Annotated in this window: 14 protein-coding genes; 8 read left to right on the top strand and 6 right to left on the bottom strand. The window is 70.9% G+C overall.

Annotated elements, in window-relative coordinates; all coding sequences use genetic code 11:
- Positions 1–317: 317 nt before the first annotated feature.
- Positions 318–452 carry a hypothetical protein gene (locus ABT354_RS01270; protein WP_351487281.1) on the bottom strand — a complete coding sequence of 45 codons (135 nt, stop codon included), beginning with the start codon at positions 450–452 and terminating at the stop codon, positions 318–320.
- Between the two features lie 9 nt (positions 453–461).
- On the opposite strand from ABT354_RS01270, the gene ABT354_RS01265 reads away from it, so the two are divergent.
- Positions 462–731 (top strand): hypothetical protein, encoded by a 270-nt coding sequence (locus ABT354_RS01265; RefSeq protein ID WP_351487279.1) that lies wholly within the window; start codon positions 462–464, stop codon positions 729–731.
- The gene (locus ABT354_RS01260; RefSeq protein ID WP_351487277.1) at positions 728–3,862 is read left to right on the top strand and encodes a coiled-coil domain-containing protein; all 3,135 of its coding nucleotides are present in this window, start codon (positions 728–730) and stop codon (positions 3,860–3,862) included. The genes ABT354_RS01265 and ABT354_RS01260 overlap by 4 nt, the downstream gene beginning before the upstream one ends.
- Positions 3,863–3,931: 69 nt before the next feature.
- Here ABT354_RS01260 and ABT354_RS01255 read toward each other — a convergent pair whose 3' ends face one another.
- Entirely contained in the window at positions 3,932–5,362 is a 1,431-nt protein-coding gene (locus tag ABT354_RS01255) for a dihydrolipoyl dehydrogenase family protein (protein WP_351487275.1), read from the bottom strand.
- Positions 5,363–5,483: 121 nt separating this feature from the next.
- Between ABT354_RS01255 and trxA the strand changes: the two genes are divergently transcribed.
- Positions 5,484–5,900 (top strand): thioredoxin, encoded by a 417-nt coding sequence (gene trxA, locus ABT354_RS01250; protein ID WP_351487273.1) that lies wholly within the window; start codon positions 5,484–5,486, stop codon positions 5,898–5,900.
- A gap of 84 nt (positions 5,901–5,984) precedes the next feature.
- Here trxA and ABT354_RS01245 read toward each other — a convergent pair whose 3' ends face one another.
- Together ABT354_RS01245 and ABT354_RS01240 are read right to left on the bottom strand one after the other, a co-directional pair.
- On the bottom strand, positions 5,985–6,263 hold the full coding sequence (locus tag ABT354_RS01245; protein ID WP_351487270.1) for a hypothetical protein: 279 nt from the start codon (positions 6,261–6,263) through the stop codon (positions 5,985–5,987).
- Between the two features lie 168 nt (positions 6,264–6,431).
- Positions 6,432–7,454, bottom strand: a complete 1,023-nt coding sequence (locus ABT354_RS01240; RefSeq protein ID WP_351487268.1) for a LacI family DNA-binding transcriptional regulator — start codon at positions 7,452–7,454, stop codon at positions 6,432–6,434.
- Positions 7,455–8,024: 570 nt separating this feature from the next.
- On the opposite strand from ABT354_RS01240, the gene ABT354_RS01235 reads away from it, so the two are divergent.
- Complete coding sequence (locus ABT354_RS01235) at positions 8,025–8,501, top strand: type II toxin-antitoxin system PemK/MazF family toxin (RefSeq protein WP_351487265.1); 477 nt, start codon at positions 8,025–8,027, stop codon at positions 8,499–8,501.
- On the opposite strand, the gene ABT354_RS01230 is transcribed toward ABT354_RS01235, so the two are convergent.
- Complete coding sequence (locus ABT354_RS01230; RefSeq protein WP_351487262.1) at positions 8,486–9,397, bottom strand: TIGR02452 family protein; 912 nt, start codon at positions 9,395–9,397, stop codon at positions 8,486–8,488. The two genes, ABT354_RS01235 and ABT354_RS01230, sit on opposite strands and share 16 nt — an antisense overlap.
- 182 nt (positions 9,398–9,579) lie before the next feature.
- On the opposite strand from ABT354_RS01230, the gene egtA reads away from it, so the two are divergent.
- The 4 genes from egtA to egtD are packed head-to-tail and all read left to right on the top strand — an operon-like array spanning position 9,580 to position 13,905.
- Entirely contained in the window at positions 9,580–10,884 is a 1,305-nt protein-coding gene (gene egtA / locus ABT354_RS01225) for an ergothioneine biosynthesis glutamate--cysteine ligase EgtA (protein WP_351487260.1), read from the top strand.
- Positions 10,881–12,191 carry an ergothioneine biosynthesis protein EgtB gene (egtB, locus tag ABT354_RS01220; RefSeq protein WP_351487258.1) on the top strand — a complete coding sequence of 437 codons (1,311 nt, stop codon included), beginning with the start codon at positions 10,881–10,883 and terminating at the stop codon, positions 12,189–12,191. Before egtA ends, egtB begins: the two co-directional genes overlap by 4 nt.
- Entirely contained in the window at positions 12,191–12,946 is a 756-nt protein-coding gene (gene egtC, locus ABT354_RS01215) for an ergothioneine biosynthesis protein EgtC (RefSeq protein ID WP_351487255.1), read from the top strand. Before egtB ends, egtC begins: the two co-directional genes overlap by 1 nt.
- Positions 12,943–13,905, top strand: a complete 963-nt coding sequence (gene egtD, locus ABT354_RS01210) for an L-histidine N(alpha)-methyltransferase (protein ID WP_351487252.1) — start codon at positions 12,943–12,945, stop codon at positions 13,903–13,905. Before egtC ends, egtD begins: the two co-directional genes overlap by 4 nt.
- Positions 13,906–14,063: 158 nt before the next feature.
- On the opposite strand, the gene ABT354_RS01205 is transcribed toward egtD, so the two are convergent.
- Positions 14,064–15,326, bottom strand: coding sequence for an extracellular solute-binding protein (locus ABT354_RS01205; RefSeq protein WP_351487249.1), 1,263 nt, complete (start codon positions 15,324–15,326; stop codon positions 14,064–14,066).
- Between the last annotated feature and the right edge of the window lie 23 nt (positions 15,327–15,349).

The raw sequence follows: 15,349 nt of genomic DNA, 5'->3' as shown, positions 1-15,349 counted from the left end.
GCCGTGGGCACCATCGCCTGCCCGAGCTTCCCAGCGGCGCATCACCAGGACAAGCGGCCCCCGAGGCCCAGCCGACGCCCCCGCTCGACCTGACCGAGCCCAGCCTGCCCACGGTCTCCAGCAGCGAGCAGATCGCGCGGAGTACCGTGACTGCGCTGGAGGCCGCCCGGGGTCCGCTGACCCAGCGTGAGGTTCGGGCTCTTGCCGATCCGCAGACCAGGTCCAGGGTCGAGGACATTCTCTCTGGGCTGGGACGATGCTTGGTCACGACGCCAAACGGCACTTGGACCACCGGCTACCCTGACCGCATCGCGGCGTCACTCCGCGCCGCCGACATCGGAACGCTCGACCAGACTGAGCGCGCCGTGCTCGCGCTGGTGCTCGTCCACACCGTCGCTCTGCCACGCGCCCAAGGCCGCCACACCCACCAGCAGTGGGTCACAGACCAGCATCCAGTGACCGTGAACGAACTGGCCCGAAACCGCGCGCTAACCCAGACTGCGATCCGCCAGGCGCTTCGCACTCTGCGTGCCGCCGGAATGGTGGACACCATGGGCAAGGGTAACTACATCCCCGGCCCTGCTCTGCAGCGCCTCAGCCCCGCCCGCACCAGCGCCCTCTGGGAGGACCTGATCCTTGCAGGCAGACCCGGGGGCCATCTCGCCCGTGCCATCGCCGAACGTCGCGCTGCCGAGCGCACCGACCCCGCGCCCCGGGAGGATGACCAGTGACCGCAGACACCGAGAGCGACACACCAACCGGGATCATCGGCACCCGCCAGCTCACTGTGGTGCAGACCTTCGGCATCGCCAGGCTTACCAGCGACCCAGTGGTGCTCATTCCCAGCACGTTTGTCGCCGTCACCGGCCGCGGACCAAAGGACTCCAACGAGTCAGGGAAGACGAGTTTCCTGGCGTCGGTCGCCCTGCTCTTGGGGGATCCCGAGTGGCAGATCACTGGCAACGGCACGGCCAACGCCACCAACATGCTCTTCGAGCCCGTCATTGCAGGCGCCTCTGCCCACCTGGTCGATGCCGCGGAACGTGGATACGTCGTGGGCCTGTTCACAGACCTACACGGCCAGCGTCCTCACACGGTCTGGTTGCAGATCAGCAACGACCAGCCGCACGTCCAGGTCCGACACCAATCCGGCATGCACCTCCTGACAGAGGGCACCGACACCGAGCGCCACGATGCCGCAACGGATTTCTACCGGAAGGTGGGGAGCCAGCAACTGGGGTCGAGCGACTACGCGCAGCAGCTCTACGGGCGTTCCCCGAAGGTGCTGGCATATGTCGCCTCCAGGGGCCAGGTCCGATCACGTCCGTCCCTGCTCAAGCTTGAGGCAGCGACCTACTCCCCTGACCGCATCGGCGATGCCCTCATTGCTCTCTCCGGCCGGTCCACCCTGCTGGAGCACGACACGAAACAGCGCCGCGAACTGGATGAGAGGCGGGTGGAGTACCACCGGGCTCTGGAGAAACACACCTCCGACCTGGCCCGTGAGGACACGGTCCTCGAAGCAGTCGCCATACGCAACGATCTGCGGCGCGAGGTGAAGGAAGCTCAGAGGTATCTACAGGCGTCTCGTGCCCGTGCTGTTTTGGATGCTGCCGCTCGGGTGCTTAGCGCTCGCACGCTGCTCCCCGACCTGGAGTCGCGACTCACAGAAGCCCGCGCCGCCGACCAAAGGCTGCGCGAGCAACTCGACGCCAATAAAAACGCTAAGGAACTCAAGGAGGCCGAGAATCATGCCAGAGACAAGCATAAGGCCCTCAACACCCAGTTGATCGAACAGAGCTCCAAAGCGAAGACCGCGGAAACCGACCTCATGGAGGCCGAAGGCAAGCTGGAAGTTGAACGGAGGTTGGCCGGCCGTCACGCGGGTGAGTCCTGCGCCGAGCTTGTGGCGCGGATCATTGATCTGACAGGACGAAAGGAGGAAGCCCAGGCTCATCGGGTTCTCGCCAACCGTGAGGTCAAGCACTTCCTCGAAGAACTCGGCAAGGCCGAACAGGGACAGGCGGGGCGAGTCGGCGAGATCCTCGCGGTCCTCGACGCCGTCGGTATTGAAGCCGCAGGCGTGCACGACCGGATCGAACTCGACGTCAACACACGGGACAGATGGGAGGCAGCCCTCCAGCCATGGCAGGAAGCTGTTTGCGTGCCCGTAACTCGCCTCGCTGACGCGCTGGAAGCTCTAAGGGACATCCCCGGCGCGATGGTGATCGCCTCGCCTGCCAGCGTGGAGAGTTTCCGTAACGATACGTCAGAGGTAGGCGCGCTTCCTGCTGGTATCAAGGCCGCGCCCTCAGCCGTCCGCGGCTTCCTGCACGCCCTGTCGATCCACAGCACGTGGACCGGAGCGCCACCTCATGCCGCGCTCGACCTGCTCAGCACTCACATCGTCGGGGCGTTCCCCTCACCCGTGGTCGGCCGCGAAGCCATCTGCGCCCACCTGCGCGCATGCAGGGACGAGGCACGTGCCGAGGCCGAGCGGCAGACCGCGAAGATCGAAGAGATCACCCTCCGAACTGAGCTCGCTGAGGACCAGCTCGCTTGCGCCAAGGCAGCGGAGCACCTCCCGGACCTTGAGGAGGAATGCCGTTCCAGAACGCAACACTTGGCAGATCTCCGCGAGGTGATTGTGGAGCTGGCGAAGGAAACCGAACTGGCCGGTGAAGCATGGTCCGATGCCAAAGCGGCTGTCGCTGGCCGTTTGGAGCGAATAAAGGTCCTCACCGAGGAGATCGCGCGCGCAGCCAAGGAGATCAAGGAACTCGACGTACAGCATGCCGACGTTACTGCGGCGACTTCCAACGAAGCATTGAGAAAGGCCCGATCTGACTACAGTGGTGATGAGGAAGCGGCACGTCTCCTCATCAACTGGCCATCCGAATGGATGCCTCAAAACCCTGACAGACTGCTGACCGAGGCACCCGTGCCACCCGCCGTAGGCGTGGACGGCCAACCAGCCGAGCGTCGCAGCGCTGCTGATCTGCGTGCGGCGTACGTCAGTGTCGTCGATGGCTGCCGAACTGTCCTGCGGCTGCAGCACCGTGCGCATGGCTATCCGACCAGTGCGCTCGCCCGAGCGGTTGAGGCTGGCGACGCTGCTCCTGAACTGTGGGTCGACACAACTCTCCGGGCACTCGTCGACTGGCTCACCGACAACGAAGCGATCGACGCTGACGCCGAAGCCGAAGTAACCGCTGTGCGCAAGGGACGGGAAGACGAGCATTCCTTCATCGCTGCCTCCGTCGAGAAGCTCGCCCAGCAGCTCCACACCACCCAGGCCGCGATCAGCCAGCGGGTGAGCAGTGCCCTCGACAGCATCGCCAAAGCACTCAACCGCCTCGATCAGGCCGCCCGGGGCTTCGGCGCCGACTTGCTATACCAGATTGACCCACCCTCAGACACCGACCACACCTGGCGCTGCTCTGTGACACCGCGTTGGCAGCGCAACCCGAACGGGCCCCTTCTGCCCTACGACACCGTCACCAATACCGCCCAGGAGAAACTCTTCTCAATCAACCTCGTCCTCGCGGCACTACTCGCAGCGCCAAACGCCCAAGGCAGAGTCCTCATCCTCGACGAGCTTGGGGACTCGCTGGGCCAGGAGCACCGACGTGAGGTCCTCACCGCGATCAGTAGCGTCGCTGCGGAACACGGCATCACCGTACTGGGCACCTGCCAAGACACGATCATGAGGGATGTGGCGCCGGTATGCGGAGAGATCCTCTACTTCCACTATCCCTCGAAATCCGAGTACCTCAACCTCCCTACTCGAATGTTCGGATTCGACGCTGACACCCAGCGGGTCGAGCTCACTGCCGCAGATCTCCTGCGGAGCAGCAGGTGATCCACCATCACGCTCACCAGTCCCGTGTCACACCACCCGACGACGGCAGTATGGCTTTAACGGCAGTTCCTACCCTCGAAACGACTCCAGCAGCCGCAACCACACCTCGCTGATCGTCGGGTACGCCGGGACCGCGTGCCAGAGGCGGTCGATCGGGACCTCGCCCGCGATGGCGATGGTGGCGGAGTGGAGGAGTTCGCCGACGCCGGGGCCGACGAAGGTGGCGCCGAGGAGGATCTGGCGGTCGAGGTCGACGACGATGCGGGCGTGGCCGCGGTAGGCGTCGCGGTAGAGGGAGGCGCCCGCGACGGAGGCGAGGTCGTAGTCGACGGCGCGGACGCGGTGGCCGGCGGATTCGGCCTCGGTGAGGGAGAGGCCGACGGCGGCGGCCTCGGGGTCGGTGAAGACGACCTGGGGGACGGCGGCGTGGTCGGCGGTGGCCGCGTGGGCTCCCCAGCGGTCGGTCTCCAGGAGGGGGACGCCCTGGGCGCGGGCGACGATCGCGGCGGCGGCGATGCGGGCCTGGTACTTGCCCTGGTGGGTGAGGAGCGCGCGGTGGTTGACGTCGCCCACGCCGTAGAGCCAGGTGCTGCCCTCGACCCGGCAGCTGTCGTCCACGGGCAGCCAGGAGCCGGGCTCCCGGCCCACGGTCTCCAGGCCGATGGCGTCGGTGCGCGGGGCGCGGCCGGTGGCGAAGAGGACCTCGTCGGCCTCCAGCCGTTCGCCGTCGCCGAGGACGAGGGTGACGGGGCCGGTGCCGCCGGGGCGTTCCACGGCGGTCACGGAGGTGTTCCAGCGGATGTCGGCGCCCGCCTCGGTGAGGGAGTCGGCGATGTGCTCGCCGACGAAGGGTTCCATCCGGGGGAGCAGCCCGCCGGAGCGGACCAGCAGGGTGACACGGGAGCCGAGGGCCTGCCAGGCGGTGGCCATCTCGACGCCGACCACTCCCCCGCCGATGACGGCGAGCCGGCCGGGCACCGCGCGGGCGCTGGTGGCCTCGCGGCTGGTCCAGGCGCCGGCCCCGGCGAGGCCCGGGAGGTCGGGCAGGAGGGCACGGCTGCCGGTGCAGACGGCGACGGCGTGCCGGGCGGTCAGGGTGTGCCGCTCACCCCCGGGGCCGTCGACCACGACGCGGCGGGGGCCGTCGAGCCGGCCCCGGCCCCGGTAGAGGCGGGCGCCGGTGGTGTCCAGCCAGGCGACCTGGCCGTCGTCCTTCCAGTGGGAGACGAACGCGTCGCGGTGGGCCAGGACGGCCTCGGTCTCCAGGGGACCCCCGACCGCGTGGCTCAGCCCGGGGGTGTGGCGGGCGTCGGCGCGGGTGATCGCCGGGCGCAGCAGGGCCTTGCTGGGCATGCAGGCCCAGTACGAGCATTCGCCGCCGACGAGTTCGCTCTCCACCACGGCCGCGCTCAGTCCGGCGGCCCGTACCCGGTCGGCCACGTTCTCCCCGGTGGGGCCCGCGCCCAGGACCACCACGTCGTACTCCACAGCATCGGTCATAGGGACAGTCTGGTCCGGGGTGTGGCTCCCGGCCACATGGGCAGGGGGAATAGGGCCGCTCCGGCGGAGGTTGTGAGGGGCGAATGGTCCGAGTGACGACATTGAGGAAGGTTTCCGCATCATGGCCACGGTTGAGCTGACCAAGGACAATTTCGATCAGATTGTTTCGGACAACGACTTTGTCCTGATCGATTTCTGGGCGTCATGGTGCGGTCCGTGCCGACAGTTCGCGCCGGTGTACGAGGCGGCCTCGGAGCGGCACCCCGATCTCGTCTTCGCGAAGGTGAACACCGAGGCCGAGCAGGAGCTGGCGGCGGCCTTCGACATCCAGTCCATCCCGACGCTGATGATCGTGCGGGAGAACGTGGCCGTCTTCGCGCAGCCGGGCGCGCTTCCCGAGAGCGTGCTGGACGATCTGATCGGACAGGCCCGGGGGCTGGACATGGACGAGGTCCGCGCCTCGGTCCGGTCGGCCGAGGAGGCCGCGAAGGCGGCCCAGGGGCAGTCCGCCGCGCAGACACCCGGACAGGAGAAGTAAGCCGCGCAGACACCCGGACAGGAGAAGTAACCGGGGCAGCCACCCGGGCGGGAGAAGTAACCGGGCGGGAGCCTTTCGGCACGCTCAGCTCTCCGGGTCGGCCACCCGTACCGAAAGGCCGTAGTCGATCTCCGCGCCGTCCACCAGCAGGGCCTCCACGGTCCGCGTCGCGGGATCGATGTCGGCGACCATGCCCTCACCCTCGTACCGGGGATAGCCGGAGGCTCCGACGTCCCCGGTGGCGATGACGGTCGCGGAACGCAGCACCGCCGAGGCATGGGCGGCCCCGTCGTGGTCCGGGCGGCCCTCCAGATGCTCGGGCACCAGCAGGATCTCCAAGCGGCGCGGATAGTCGTTCGTCATCGCAGTGTCCTTCCGCCGGGCGGCGCCGGGACCCGCGGTCCCGGTACGGCCGTCGGAGTGGTTCCTGACAGTGACGCTAGGCACTCCGGACCCGCTCCGCATCCCGGCGGCCCGAAGCGGCCTCCCGGCGGCCCCGGGGACGCCTCGCGGCGCTGCCGCGCGCACCGGTCAGGACGACTCCCGGTGCACGGCCCGTACCCCCATGAGATCGCGCGTCCTGGGCCGGTCGTCCGGGTCACGGACCGCCTGGTCGACCAGTTCGGCGAGGAAACGGCCGGTGACCAGGTCGATATGGACGGTGGAGAGCCGGGGCCGCAGCAGCCTGCCCAGCAGCAGGTCCTCCGCACCGATCACCGCCGTCCGCCCCGGGATGTCGATGTCCTCGTCCTGGAGGGCCCGCATCAGCAGCATGGCGTAGTCGTCGTTGTACGCGTAGACGGCGTCCAGCCCGAGATCCCGCCAGCGGTGGGCGAGGCCCGCCGCGGACTCCTCGTCGTACGAGAGAGGCAGCGGCTCCACCCGTGCCCCCGCGGCCGTGGCGGCCCCCGCCGCACCCTCGAACCGTGACTCGGCGAAGTGTTCCAGCCCTGGTTCACGGGGCATGACCACCCCGATCGAGCGCTTGCCCCGCTGCACCAGGTGGGTGACGGCGCAGCCGCCCACCCCCCGCTGGTCCATGACGAGCGAGTGGGCGCCCTCCACCGGGCGGGGGGCGAGGGAGATGACCGCCTTGGCTCCGGAGCGTTTGAGGATGTCGACGCCATGGGCGGTGAGGCCGACATCGCCGAGCGAGACCACGGCCACGGGGCGGAGTTCGGCCCAGGCGCGGGCCGCGTCGTCGCCGTCGAGGCCGAGACTCCCGTACTGCACCACGGTGTAGTCGAGACGGCGCAGGGCCCACTGGAGTTCATGGAAGAACCGGTGGAACTGCGGGCCGTGCGGGAAGGCCGTCGCGGGCAGCAGGACCATCCTGGTGTGTCCGGCACGCAGGCTGCGTGCCGCGGCGTGGGGTACGTACCCCAGTTCCTCGGCGGCTTCCCGGACCCGGCGGCGGGTGGGCTCGCTGATGCGTACCGACGCCGTGTTGTTGAGGACATAGCTGACGGTGGCCCGGGAAACCCCCGCTAAGCGGGCGACATCGGCGCTCGTGGGAACCGAGCGTTCGGCGAACTGCTTGGGTGTCTGGCTCATCGCCCTGGGCATCCTTCCAGAACATCCGCCCCCGCCCGTAAGGAGGTTGGCGAAATACGGGCGCCTTGTCCCCGTGATCGGACCTCCCGCCCGCCGGCCCACGACGTCCACCACACCGAAAGGCCACAGCCGCGGGCGACCGCGCCCGGCCGCCCGGGACGGGAGCGGGCGATCGGCACCGCCGGTCCACGGCATCATGGCCGACCATCGCGTCCGACACCGGGCGGCCCCGGCGCGGGCCGCGTGCGACCACCGCGTGATCGCGGTCGACCTGCGCGGACGGGGCGCGAGCGGACCTGCCCGCGTATGGTCCCTCGGCGGCCGTGTCGCGGATCGGGTGCGGAGGCCGCCGTCCGGAGCGGAGCCGACGGCCGGATATTCACTGGGCGCGCTCGCCCTGTCACGGGCGGTTGCCGCGCCCGCGCGCCGGCGCGCGGTGTCGCGTCGATCCGGCACGGGGGCCGCCGGACGGGCCGGACGGGTTCCGTCCGGAACTGCTCACCTGAGCGAGGGCCCCGGCCCCGAGGGGCACCACGGTGCGAACGCGGCGACGCTGCGTACGGTGGGAGGGTGAGCGACTTCCCCGGCGCCGCGGGCGCCTTCGACCCCGGGGGCGCCTCCGACTCCCCCGGCCGGGCCGGTGCGACGGCCACCGCCGAGGCCGATCCCGCCGCCGTGGGCCCGGTCCTCACCTCGTACGCCCCCGACCGCGACGGCGACCCCGATCCCGGCGAGATCGTCTGGACCTGGGTGCCGTACGAGGAGCAGGACGGCCGGGGCAAGGACCGCCCGGTGCTGATCGTGGCGCGGGAGCGGGCGGGGACCCTGCTGGCCGTACAGCTGTCCAGCAAGCGTCATGACCGGGACCGTGAGTGGGTCGCGATCGGGGTGGGGCCATGGGACCGGGAGGGACGGGAGTCCTGGGTCGACCTCGACCGGGTGCTACGGGTCCATGAGCGGGGCATGCGACGGGAGGCGTGCGCCCTGGACCGGCCCCGCTTCGACACGGTGGCGGCCCGGCTGCGCGAGCGCTACGGCTGGGGCTGAGCCCCCGGACCCGAAACCGAACCAGAAACCGGGACCGGGACCGGGACGGCACCAGCGGCGGGTACGGGCACGGGCATGGGACCGAACACCCGGCGGAACGCCTCCAGGGTGCGCTGTCCCCCCGTACGGTCCAGGATCGCGAAAGCAACCTCGTCGAAGTGGCCCGCGAAACTCCCGTCCCCGGTGAGCGGCGCCCGGAACGCCTCCGCCACCTGGGCCGGGTCGTTGCGGAAGACCCCGCACCCCCAGGCGCCGAGCACCAGCCTGCGGTAGCCGCCCGCGACGGCCGCCTGGAGGACCCGCTCGGCACGGGCGGCGAGCAGCCGGGGGATCAGCGCCACCCGCTCCGGCGTCCGGCCGGCGATCACCCCGGCGTTCGGCGCGGGCGAGGTCAGGAAACCCACCGTGTACGGGGTGTCCAGCAGCCCGCCCCGGTCGTCGCGGAAGACCGGCACCCCGGGTGAGTGGATGACCCGGTCCGAGTAGCAGGGATCACGGTCGGCCCGGTGGTGGGCGTAGTACTCGGGGACCCGCAGCAGCGTGGTGTGGAGCGCGGAGGCCCGGCACAGCGCCTCCTCCTGGGCCTGGGCGCCGTTGAGGAAGCCGCCGCCGGGGTTACGGGCGGAGGCGAAGGCGAGCACCGCGACCGGGCCCGGGTCCCGCTCCGCCAGCCGGCGCGCGGCGGCCGTGCTGGACTCCCCGGTGACCTCGAAGGAGGTGACACGGCCGGTGTCCGGGGTGACGGACAGTGGCTCCGGCCCGTACAGCCGGACCGCCGCACGGGCAGCCGCCACCTCGGCGGCGATGGTCACCGTGCGTCCATTGGGGGCCACATACTGTCCTGATTCAACTATTTCCTGGGTCTGCCGGGCGATTCCCCGCAGTCGCGCACTCATGGGGCAGAGCCTGCGCGACCCGCGTACCGCCCGGCAAACGCTTTTCCCGCGCGGCGCCACCGCGTATCAGGTCACCGCGCAACCGGAACAGCGGGGTCAGCGGCGGTCTTGTGCGGAGCGGCGGACCTGGCTTTAGGTTGACTGTGTGCCTGCCCGAGGTCCTGTGAACCAAGGAGCGGATCATGTGTCCTGCCGACGCCGGTGACCACGACCGGCCGCTGACCGAGGAGGAAGCGGAGCATCTGCTGCGATGTATCTGCTTCAAGAACGGCCCGCCCGCCACCGTGGGTGTGGAACTGGAATGGCTGATCCACCAGCGGACCTCGCCGATGCGCCAGGTCCCCGCCGACCGGCTGGTCGCCGCCCATGACCGGGTGCGCGCGCTGGCCCTGGACTCGGCCCTGACCTTCGAACCCGGCGGCCAGCTGGAGCTGAGCTCCCGGCCCGCCGCCTCCCTGATGGCGTGCGTGGACTCCGTCGCCGCCGATCTGGCCGCCGTACGCACCGCCCTCGACGCCGACGACCTGGTGCTGGCGGGCATAGGCATCGACCCCTGGCAGCGCCCCCGCCGGATGTGCCACGAGCCCCGCTACGACGCCATGGAGGCGTACATGGACCGCACCGGTCCCGGGGGCAGGGCCATGATGTGCACCTCCGCCTCCATACAGGTCTGTGTGGACGCGGGCGAGGACGAGCCGGGGCCGCTGGGGCACGGCCGCCGCTGGCAGCTCGCCCATCTGCTGGGCGCGGTGCTGGCCGCCACGTTCGCCAACTCCCCCGCGCGGACCGGCCGGCGCACCGGCTGGCGCTCCACCCGTCAGGCGATCTGGGCCGGTCTCGACGGGGCGCGCACCGTGTCGCCGCCGCTCGACGGGGAGCCGAGGAGCGCCTGGGCGGCCCATGCCCTGGATATCCCGGTGATGTTCGTCCGGATGTCCGACGGACCCTGGGTGCACCCCCGGGGGCTGAGCTTCCGCGACTGGCTCCGTACCGGAGTCCACCGCCGGCCGACCCGGCGGGACCTGGAGCAGCATCTGTCCACGCTCTTCCCTCCCGTACGGCCGCGCGGCCATCTCGAACTCCGCATGATCGACGCACAGCCCGGGGACGACGGCTGGACGGTTCCGCTCGCGGTGACCGCCGCCCTCTTCGACGACCCGGAGGCGGCGGAGACGGTCTACCGGGCCGTCAAACCGCTGGCGGAGTGGGCGGGCCCGCTGCCCGCGCCGCGCAACCCGCTCTGGGTGAGCGCCGCCCGGTACGGGCTCTCCCATCCCGAGCTGCGGTCCGCCGCACGGACCTGCTTCGCCGCGGCGCGCGACGCCCTGCCGAGGATCGGCGCCTCCACCGCCGTCCAGGACGCGGTCGCCGCCTTCCAGGAACGCCAGGTGATGCGCGGCCGGTGCCCCGCCGACGACCTGCTGAGCGGCACACCGGAGCTGGGGCGGGCGCGGAGGACGACGACCGGGACGGAGACGGGCCGATGACCGATCACCGCGCACGCGCGCTGGCCGCGCTGACGGCGGCCCGGGCGCGCACCGCGCTGCTCACCGACTCCGTGGACGACGGCGATCTGACCGCCCAGCACTCCCCGCTGATGTCACCGCTGGTCTGGGACCTGGCGCACATCGGCAACCAGGAGGAGCAGTGGCTGCTGCGCACGGTCGGCGGGCAGCGGGCGCTCCGGCCCGAGATCGACTCGGTGTACGACGCCTTCGAGCATCCCCGGGCGACCCGGCCGTCGCTGCCGCTGCTGCCCCCGGCCGAGGCCCGTGCGTACGCCCTGGAGGTACGGGACCGGGTGCTCGATGTGCTGGACCGCGCCGAACCCGGGGGCGGGCGGCTCACCGACGCGGCGTTCGCGTTCGGGATGGTCGCCCAGCATGAGCAGCAGCACGACGAGACCATGCTGATCACCCATCAGCTGCGCCGGGGCCCGGTGGCACTGACCGCCCCCGAGCCGCCCCGGGACGGTACGGCGGGGCTGCCCCCGGAGGTCCTGGTGCCGGGCGGCCCGTTCACCATGGGCACCTCCACCGAGCCCTGGGCCCTGGACAACGAGCGGCCCGCGCACCGCCGTACCGTCGCCGCCTTCCATCTGGACACCACCCCGGTGACCTGCGGCGCCTATCTGGCGTTCATGGCGGACGGCGGTTACGGGGACGAGCGCTGGTGGGCGCCGGAGGGCTTCGAGCAGATCCGGCGCCATGCCATCACCGCGCCGCTGTTCTGGCGGCGCGAGGGCGGGCAGTGGCTGCGCCGCCGCTTCGGGGTGACCGAGCCGGTGCCGCTGACCGAGCCGGTCCTGCACATCAGCTGGTACGAGGCGGACGCCTACGCGCGCTGGGCGGGGCGGCGGCTGCCGACCGAGGAGGAGTGGGAGAAGGCCGCCCGTTTCGACCCCGTGTCGGGCCGCTCGCGCCGCTATCCCTGGGGGGACGACGACCCCACCCCCGACCGGGCCAATCTCGGTCAGCGCCATCTGCGGCCCGCCGGTGCCGGGAGCTATCCGGGCGGTGCCTCGCCGCTGGGGGTGCGGCAGCTGATCGGCGATGTGTGGGAGTGGACGGCCAGCGACTTCCTGCCCTATCCCGGGTTCGCCGCCTTTCCCTACCGCGAGTACTCGGAGGTCTTCTTCGGCGGCGCCCACAAGGTCCTGCGCGGTGGCTCCTTCGGGGTGGATCCGGTGGCCTGCCGGGGCACCTTCCGCAACTGGGACCTGCCGGTGCGACGGCAGATCTTCGCCGGCTTCCGGACCGCGCGGGACGCCGAGACGACGAAGGAGGCCCGCTGATGTGCCGCCATATCGCCCGGATCGGGCCGCCGCAGGCGCTCGGGAAGGTACTGACCGCTCCGCCGCACGGGCTGCTGCGCCAGTCCTGGGCACCGCGCCGGCAGCGCCATGGCACCGTCAACGCGGACGGGTTCGGTGTCGGCTGGCACGCGGACGGCGATCCGATACCCGCCCGCTATCGCCGCACCGGCCCCATATGGGGTGATCCGACCTTCGCGGATCTGGCCCGGGTGGTCCGCAGCGGAAGCCTGCTCGCCGCCGTACGGGACGCCACCGAACCCGGCGCCGACGGGGAGGCGGCCTGCGCGCCCTTCGCCGACGGGCCCTGGCTCTTCAGCCACAACGGCGCGGTGACCGGCTGGCCCGGATCACTGGCGCCACTGGCCCGGTCCCTGCCGGTGACGGATCTGCTGCGGCTGGCCGCCCGCTGCGACGCCGCCCTGCTCTGGGCACTGGTGCTGCGGAAGCTGCGGGACGGCGATCCGGCGGGGCAGGCACTGGCGGACACCGTGCAGGAGGTGGCCGCGGCGGCTCCGGGCTCCCGGCTGAATCTGCTGCTCACCGATGGGGCGACCATCACCGCGACCGCCTGGGGGGACAGTCTGTGGTCGCTCTCCGACACGGAGGGGACGGTCGTGGTGGCCTCCGAGCCGTACGACGACGACCCCCGCTGGCGCGAGGTACCCGACCGGACCCTGCTGGTCGCCTCGCGTACCGACGTTCTGCTCTCCCCGCTCAAGGAGCCCTCGCCGTGAGCCCGTTTCTGCTGACCCGTACCCTGCCCGAGGACACCACCGGGGCCGCGCTCCGCGCCGATGTGCTCACCGGGCTGACACGTGTACCGAAGGAGCTGCCGCCGCGCTGGTTCTACGACGCCCGGGGCAGTGAGCTGTTCGAGGAGATCACCCGGCTGCCGGAGTACTACCCGACCCGGGCGGAGCGGGAGATCCTGATCCGCGAGGCGCCCGGGATCGCGGCGCTGACCGGGGCGCGGACCCTGGTGGAGCTGGGCTCGGGCTCCTCGGAGAAGACCCGGCATCTGCTGGACGCCCTGCCCGGCCTGGAGAGCTATGTCCCGGTCGATGTGAGCGAGAGCGCGCTGCGGGGCGCCGCCGGGGCCCTGCTGGAGGAACGCCCCGGACTGCGGATCCACGCACTGATCGCGGACTTCACGGCACTGACCGAGCTGCCCGACAGCCCCGGGCCCCGGCTGCTGGTCTTTCTCGGCGGGACGATCGGCAATCTGCTCCCCGCCGAGCGCGCCCGCTTCCTGCGGGGGGTACGGAGGCTGGTGGACCCGGGGGACGCGCTGCTGCTCGGCACCGATCTGGTGAAGGACGAGGAGACGCTGGTCCGCGCCTATGACGACGCGGCGGGGGTCACGGCGGATTTCAACCGTAATGTCCTGCGGGTCCTGGCCCGGGAGCTGGGCGCCGACGCCGATCTCGCCGACTTCGACCATGTGGCGCTCTGGGACCGGGAGAACGAGTGGATCGAGATGCGGCTGCGCGCCCGGACGGCGGTGACCGTGAAGATCCCGGAGCTGAATCTGGTGGTGCCCTTCGAGGCGGGCGAGGAGCTGCGGACGGAGGTGTCGGCGAAGTTCCGCCGGGAGGGGGTACGCCGGGAGCTGGCCGGGGCGGGCTGGGAACCGGCCGAGTGGTGGACGGACACGGAGGGACGCTTCGCCCTCTCGCTGGCGAGGGCGGTGTGAGCGCTCCGGCGTCCGGGCGGGGGCGCGGCCCCATCCCCGGGTGATAGCGCCGGGCGGCCCGGGGCGACCGCACGCACCGCGCGGGACCCCGGGCGCGGCCGGATGCACCGGTGCCCCGGAGGCGTCCTGTACGCCTCCGGGGCACCGGGTGCGCGGGATCAGCCCGGCGCGAGCAGCGAGGTGATCTTCTCCGAAGCCTCGCGCGCCGAACGCTTGGCGTCGGCCCCCTCCAGCACCTTCGTCATATAGGGCTTGATGGGGTTGTCGACCTCGACATCGGCCCACTTGGGCGAGGTCGGGGTGGCCTTGCTCTTCTCGGAGGCCGCGCCCGCCGCCATCGCGGCGGTGCTCTCCTGGCCCTGGATGACGCTGGCGAGCGCCTCCTTGTTGGGCACGTAGTTCATGGTGCGGGCGAGGTCGGTCTGCCAGCGCTCGCTCGCCAGCGCCTTGACGACCTCGACGGCGGCGGCGCGCTCGCCCGACTTCTCCGGGATGATCAGGTCGGAGCCGCCGGTGAAGACCGCGCCGGGCTTGTCCTCCGTCTTGCCGGGGATGCTGAAGTAGCCGAGCTTCTCCTTCAGCTTGGGGTTGGCCTCCAGGATGACGTTGGTCGCGCTGGGGGTGGCGATCAGCTGGGCGACGTCGCCCTTGGCGAAGACCTCGGCCTGCGACGGCTTCTGCTCGTCCGCGTTCTTCGGGCCCCTGCCATGGCCCTGGAGCTCCTTGTAGAACTCCATGCCGCGCAGCGCTTCCTCGGTGTGGAGGGATCCGTCCCAGGCGCCGCCCGCCTCGACGGCGAGGTCGCCGCCCTCGTCCCAGATGAACCCGGCCAGCGTGTACCAGTCCTGTCCGGCGAGGTAGATGCCCTGGTTGCCGTCGGTGTTGAGCTGCTCGGAGATCGTCAGCCACTCCTCGCGGGTCATCGGCGGCTTCTTGATGCCGGCCTTGGCGAAGTGGTCCTTGTTGTAGATGACGACGCGGTTGGCGGCGTACCAGGGGACGCCGAACTGCGAGCCGTTGACATTCCCGGGGTCCTTCAGACCGGGCAGCCAGTCCTCGCTGCCGAGGTCCCGGACCGACTCCAGGGTGAGGTCCATCAGGGCGTCGCTCTCGGCGTACTGCGGGACCTGGGTGTTGCCGACCTCGATGACATCGGGGGTGTTCTCGCCCTCCAGGGCGGCGTTCACCTTCTTGCCGATGCCGGTCCAGGGCTGGAAGGTGACCTTCAGCTGGATCGAGGGATGTTCCTTCTCGTACTCGCTGACGAACCGGTCCAGGAACTCGTCGGAGACGCTGTCCTGCATCAGCCATATTTCCACAGTGCGCTGGTCCGAGCCGGTGCCCGGTATGAGTCCGCAGCCGGCGGTGAGGGCGAGCGCGCCGACGAGGGCGAGGGACGACGGGAGGGGTCGGATATTCACAGCGTTCACCTTCAGGGGGCATG

The organism is Streptomyces sp. NPDC000594 (assembly GCF_040299965.1).
GTDB lineage: Bacteria > Actinomycetota > Actinomycetes > Streptomycetales > Streptomycetaceae > Streptomyces.
The sequence above is the reverse complement of the archived record's forward strand: the minus strand, read 5'-3'. Positions and strand labels throughout refer to the sequence as shown.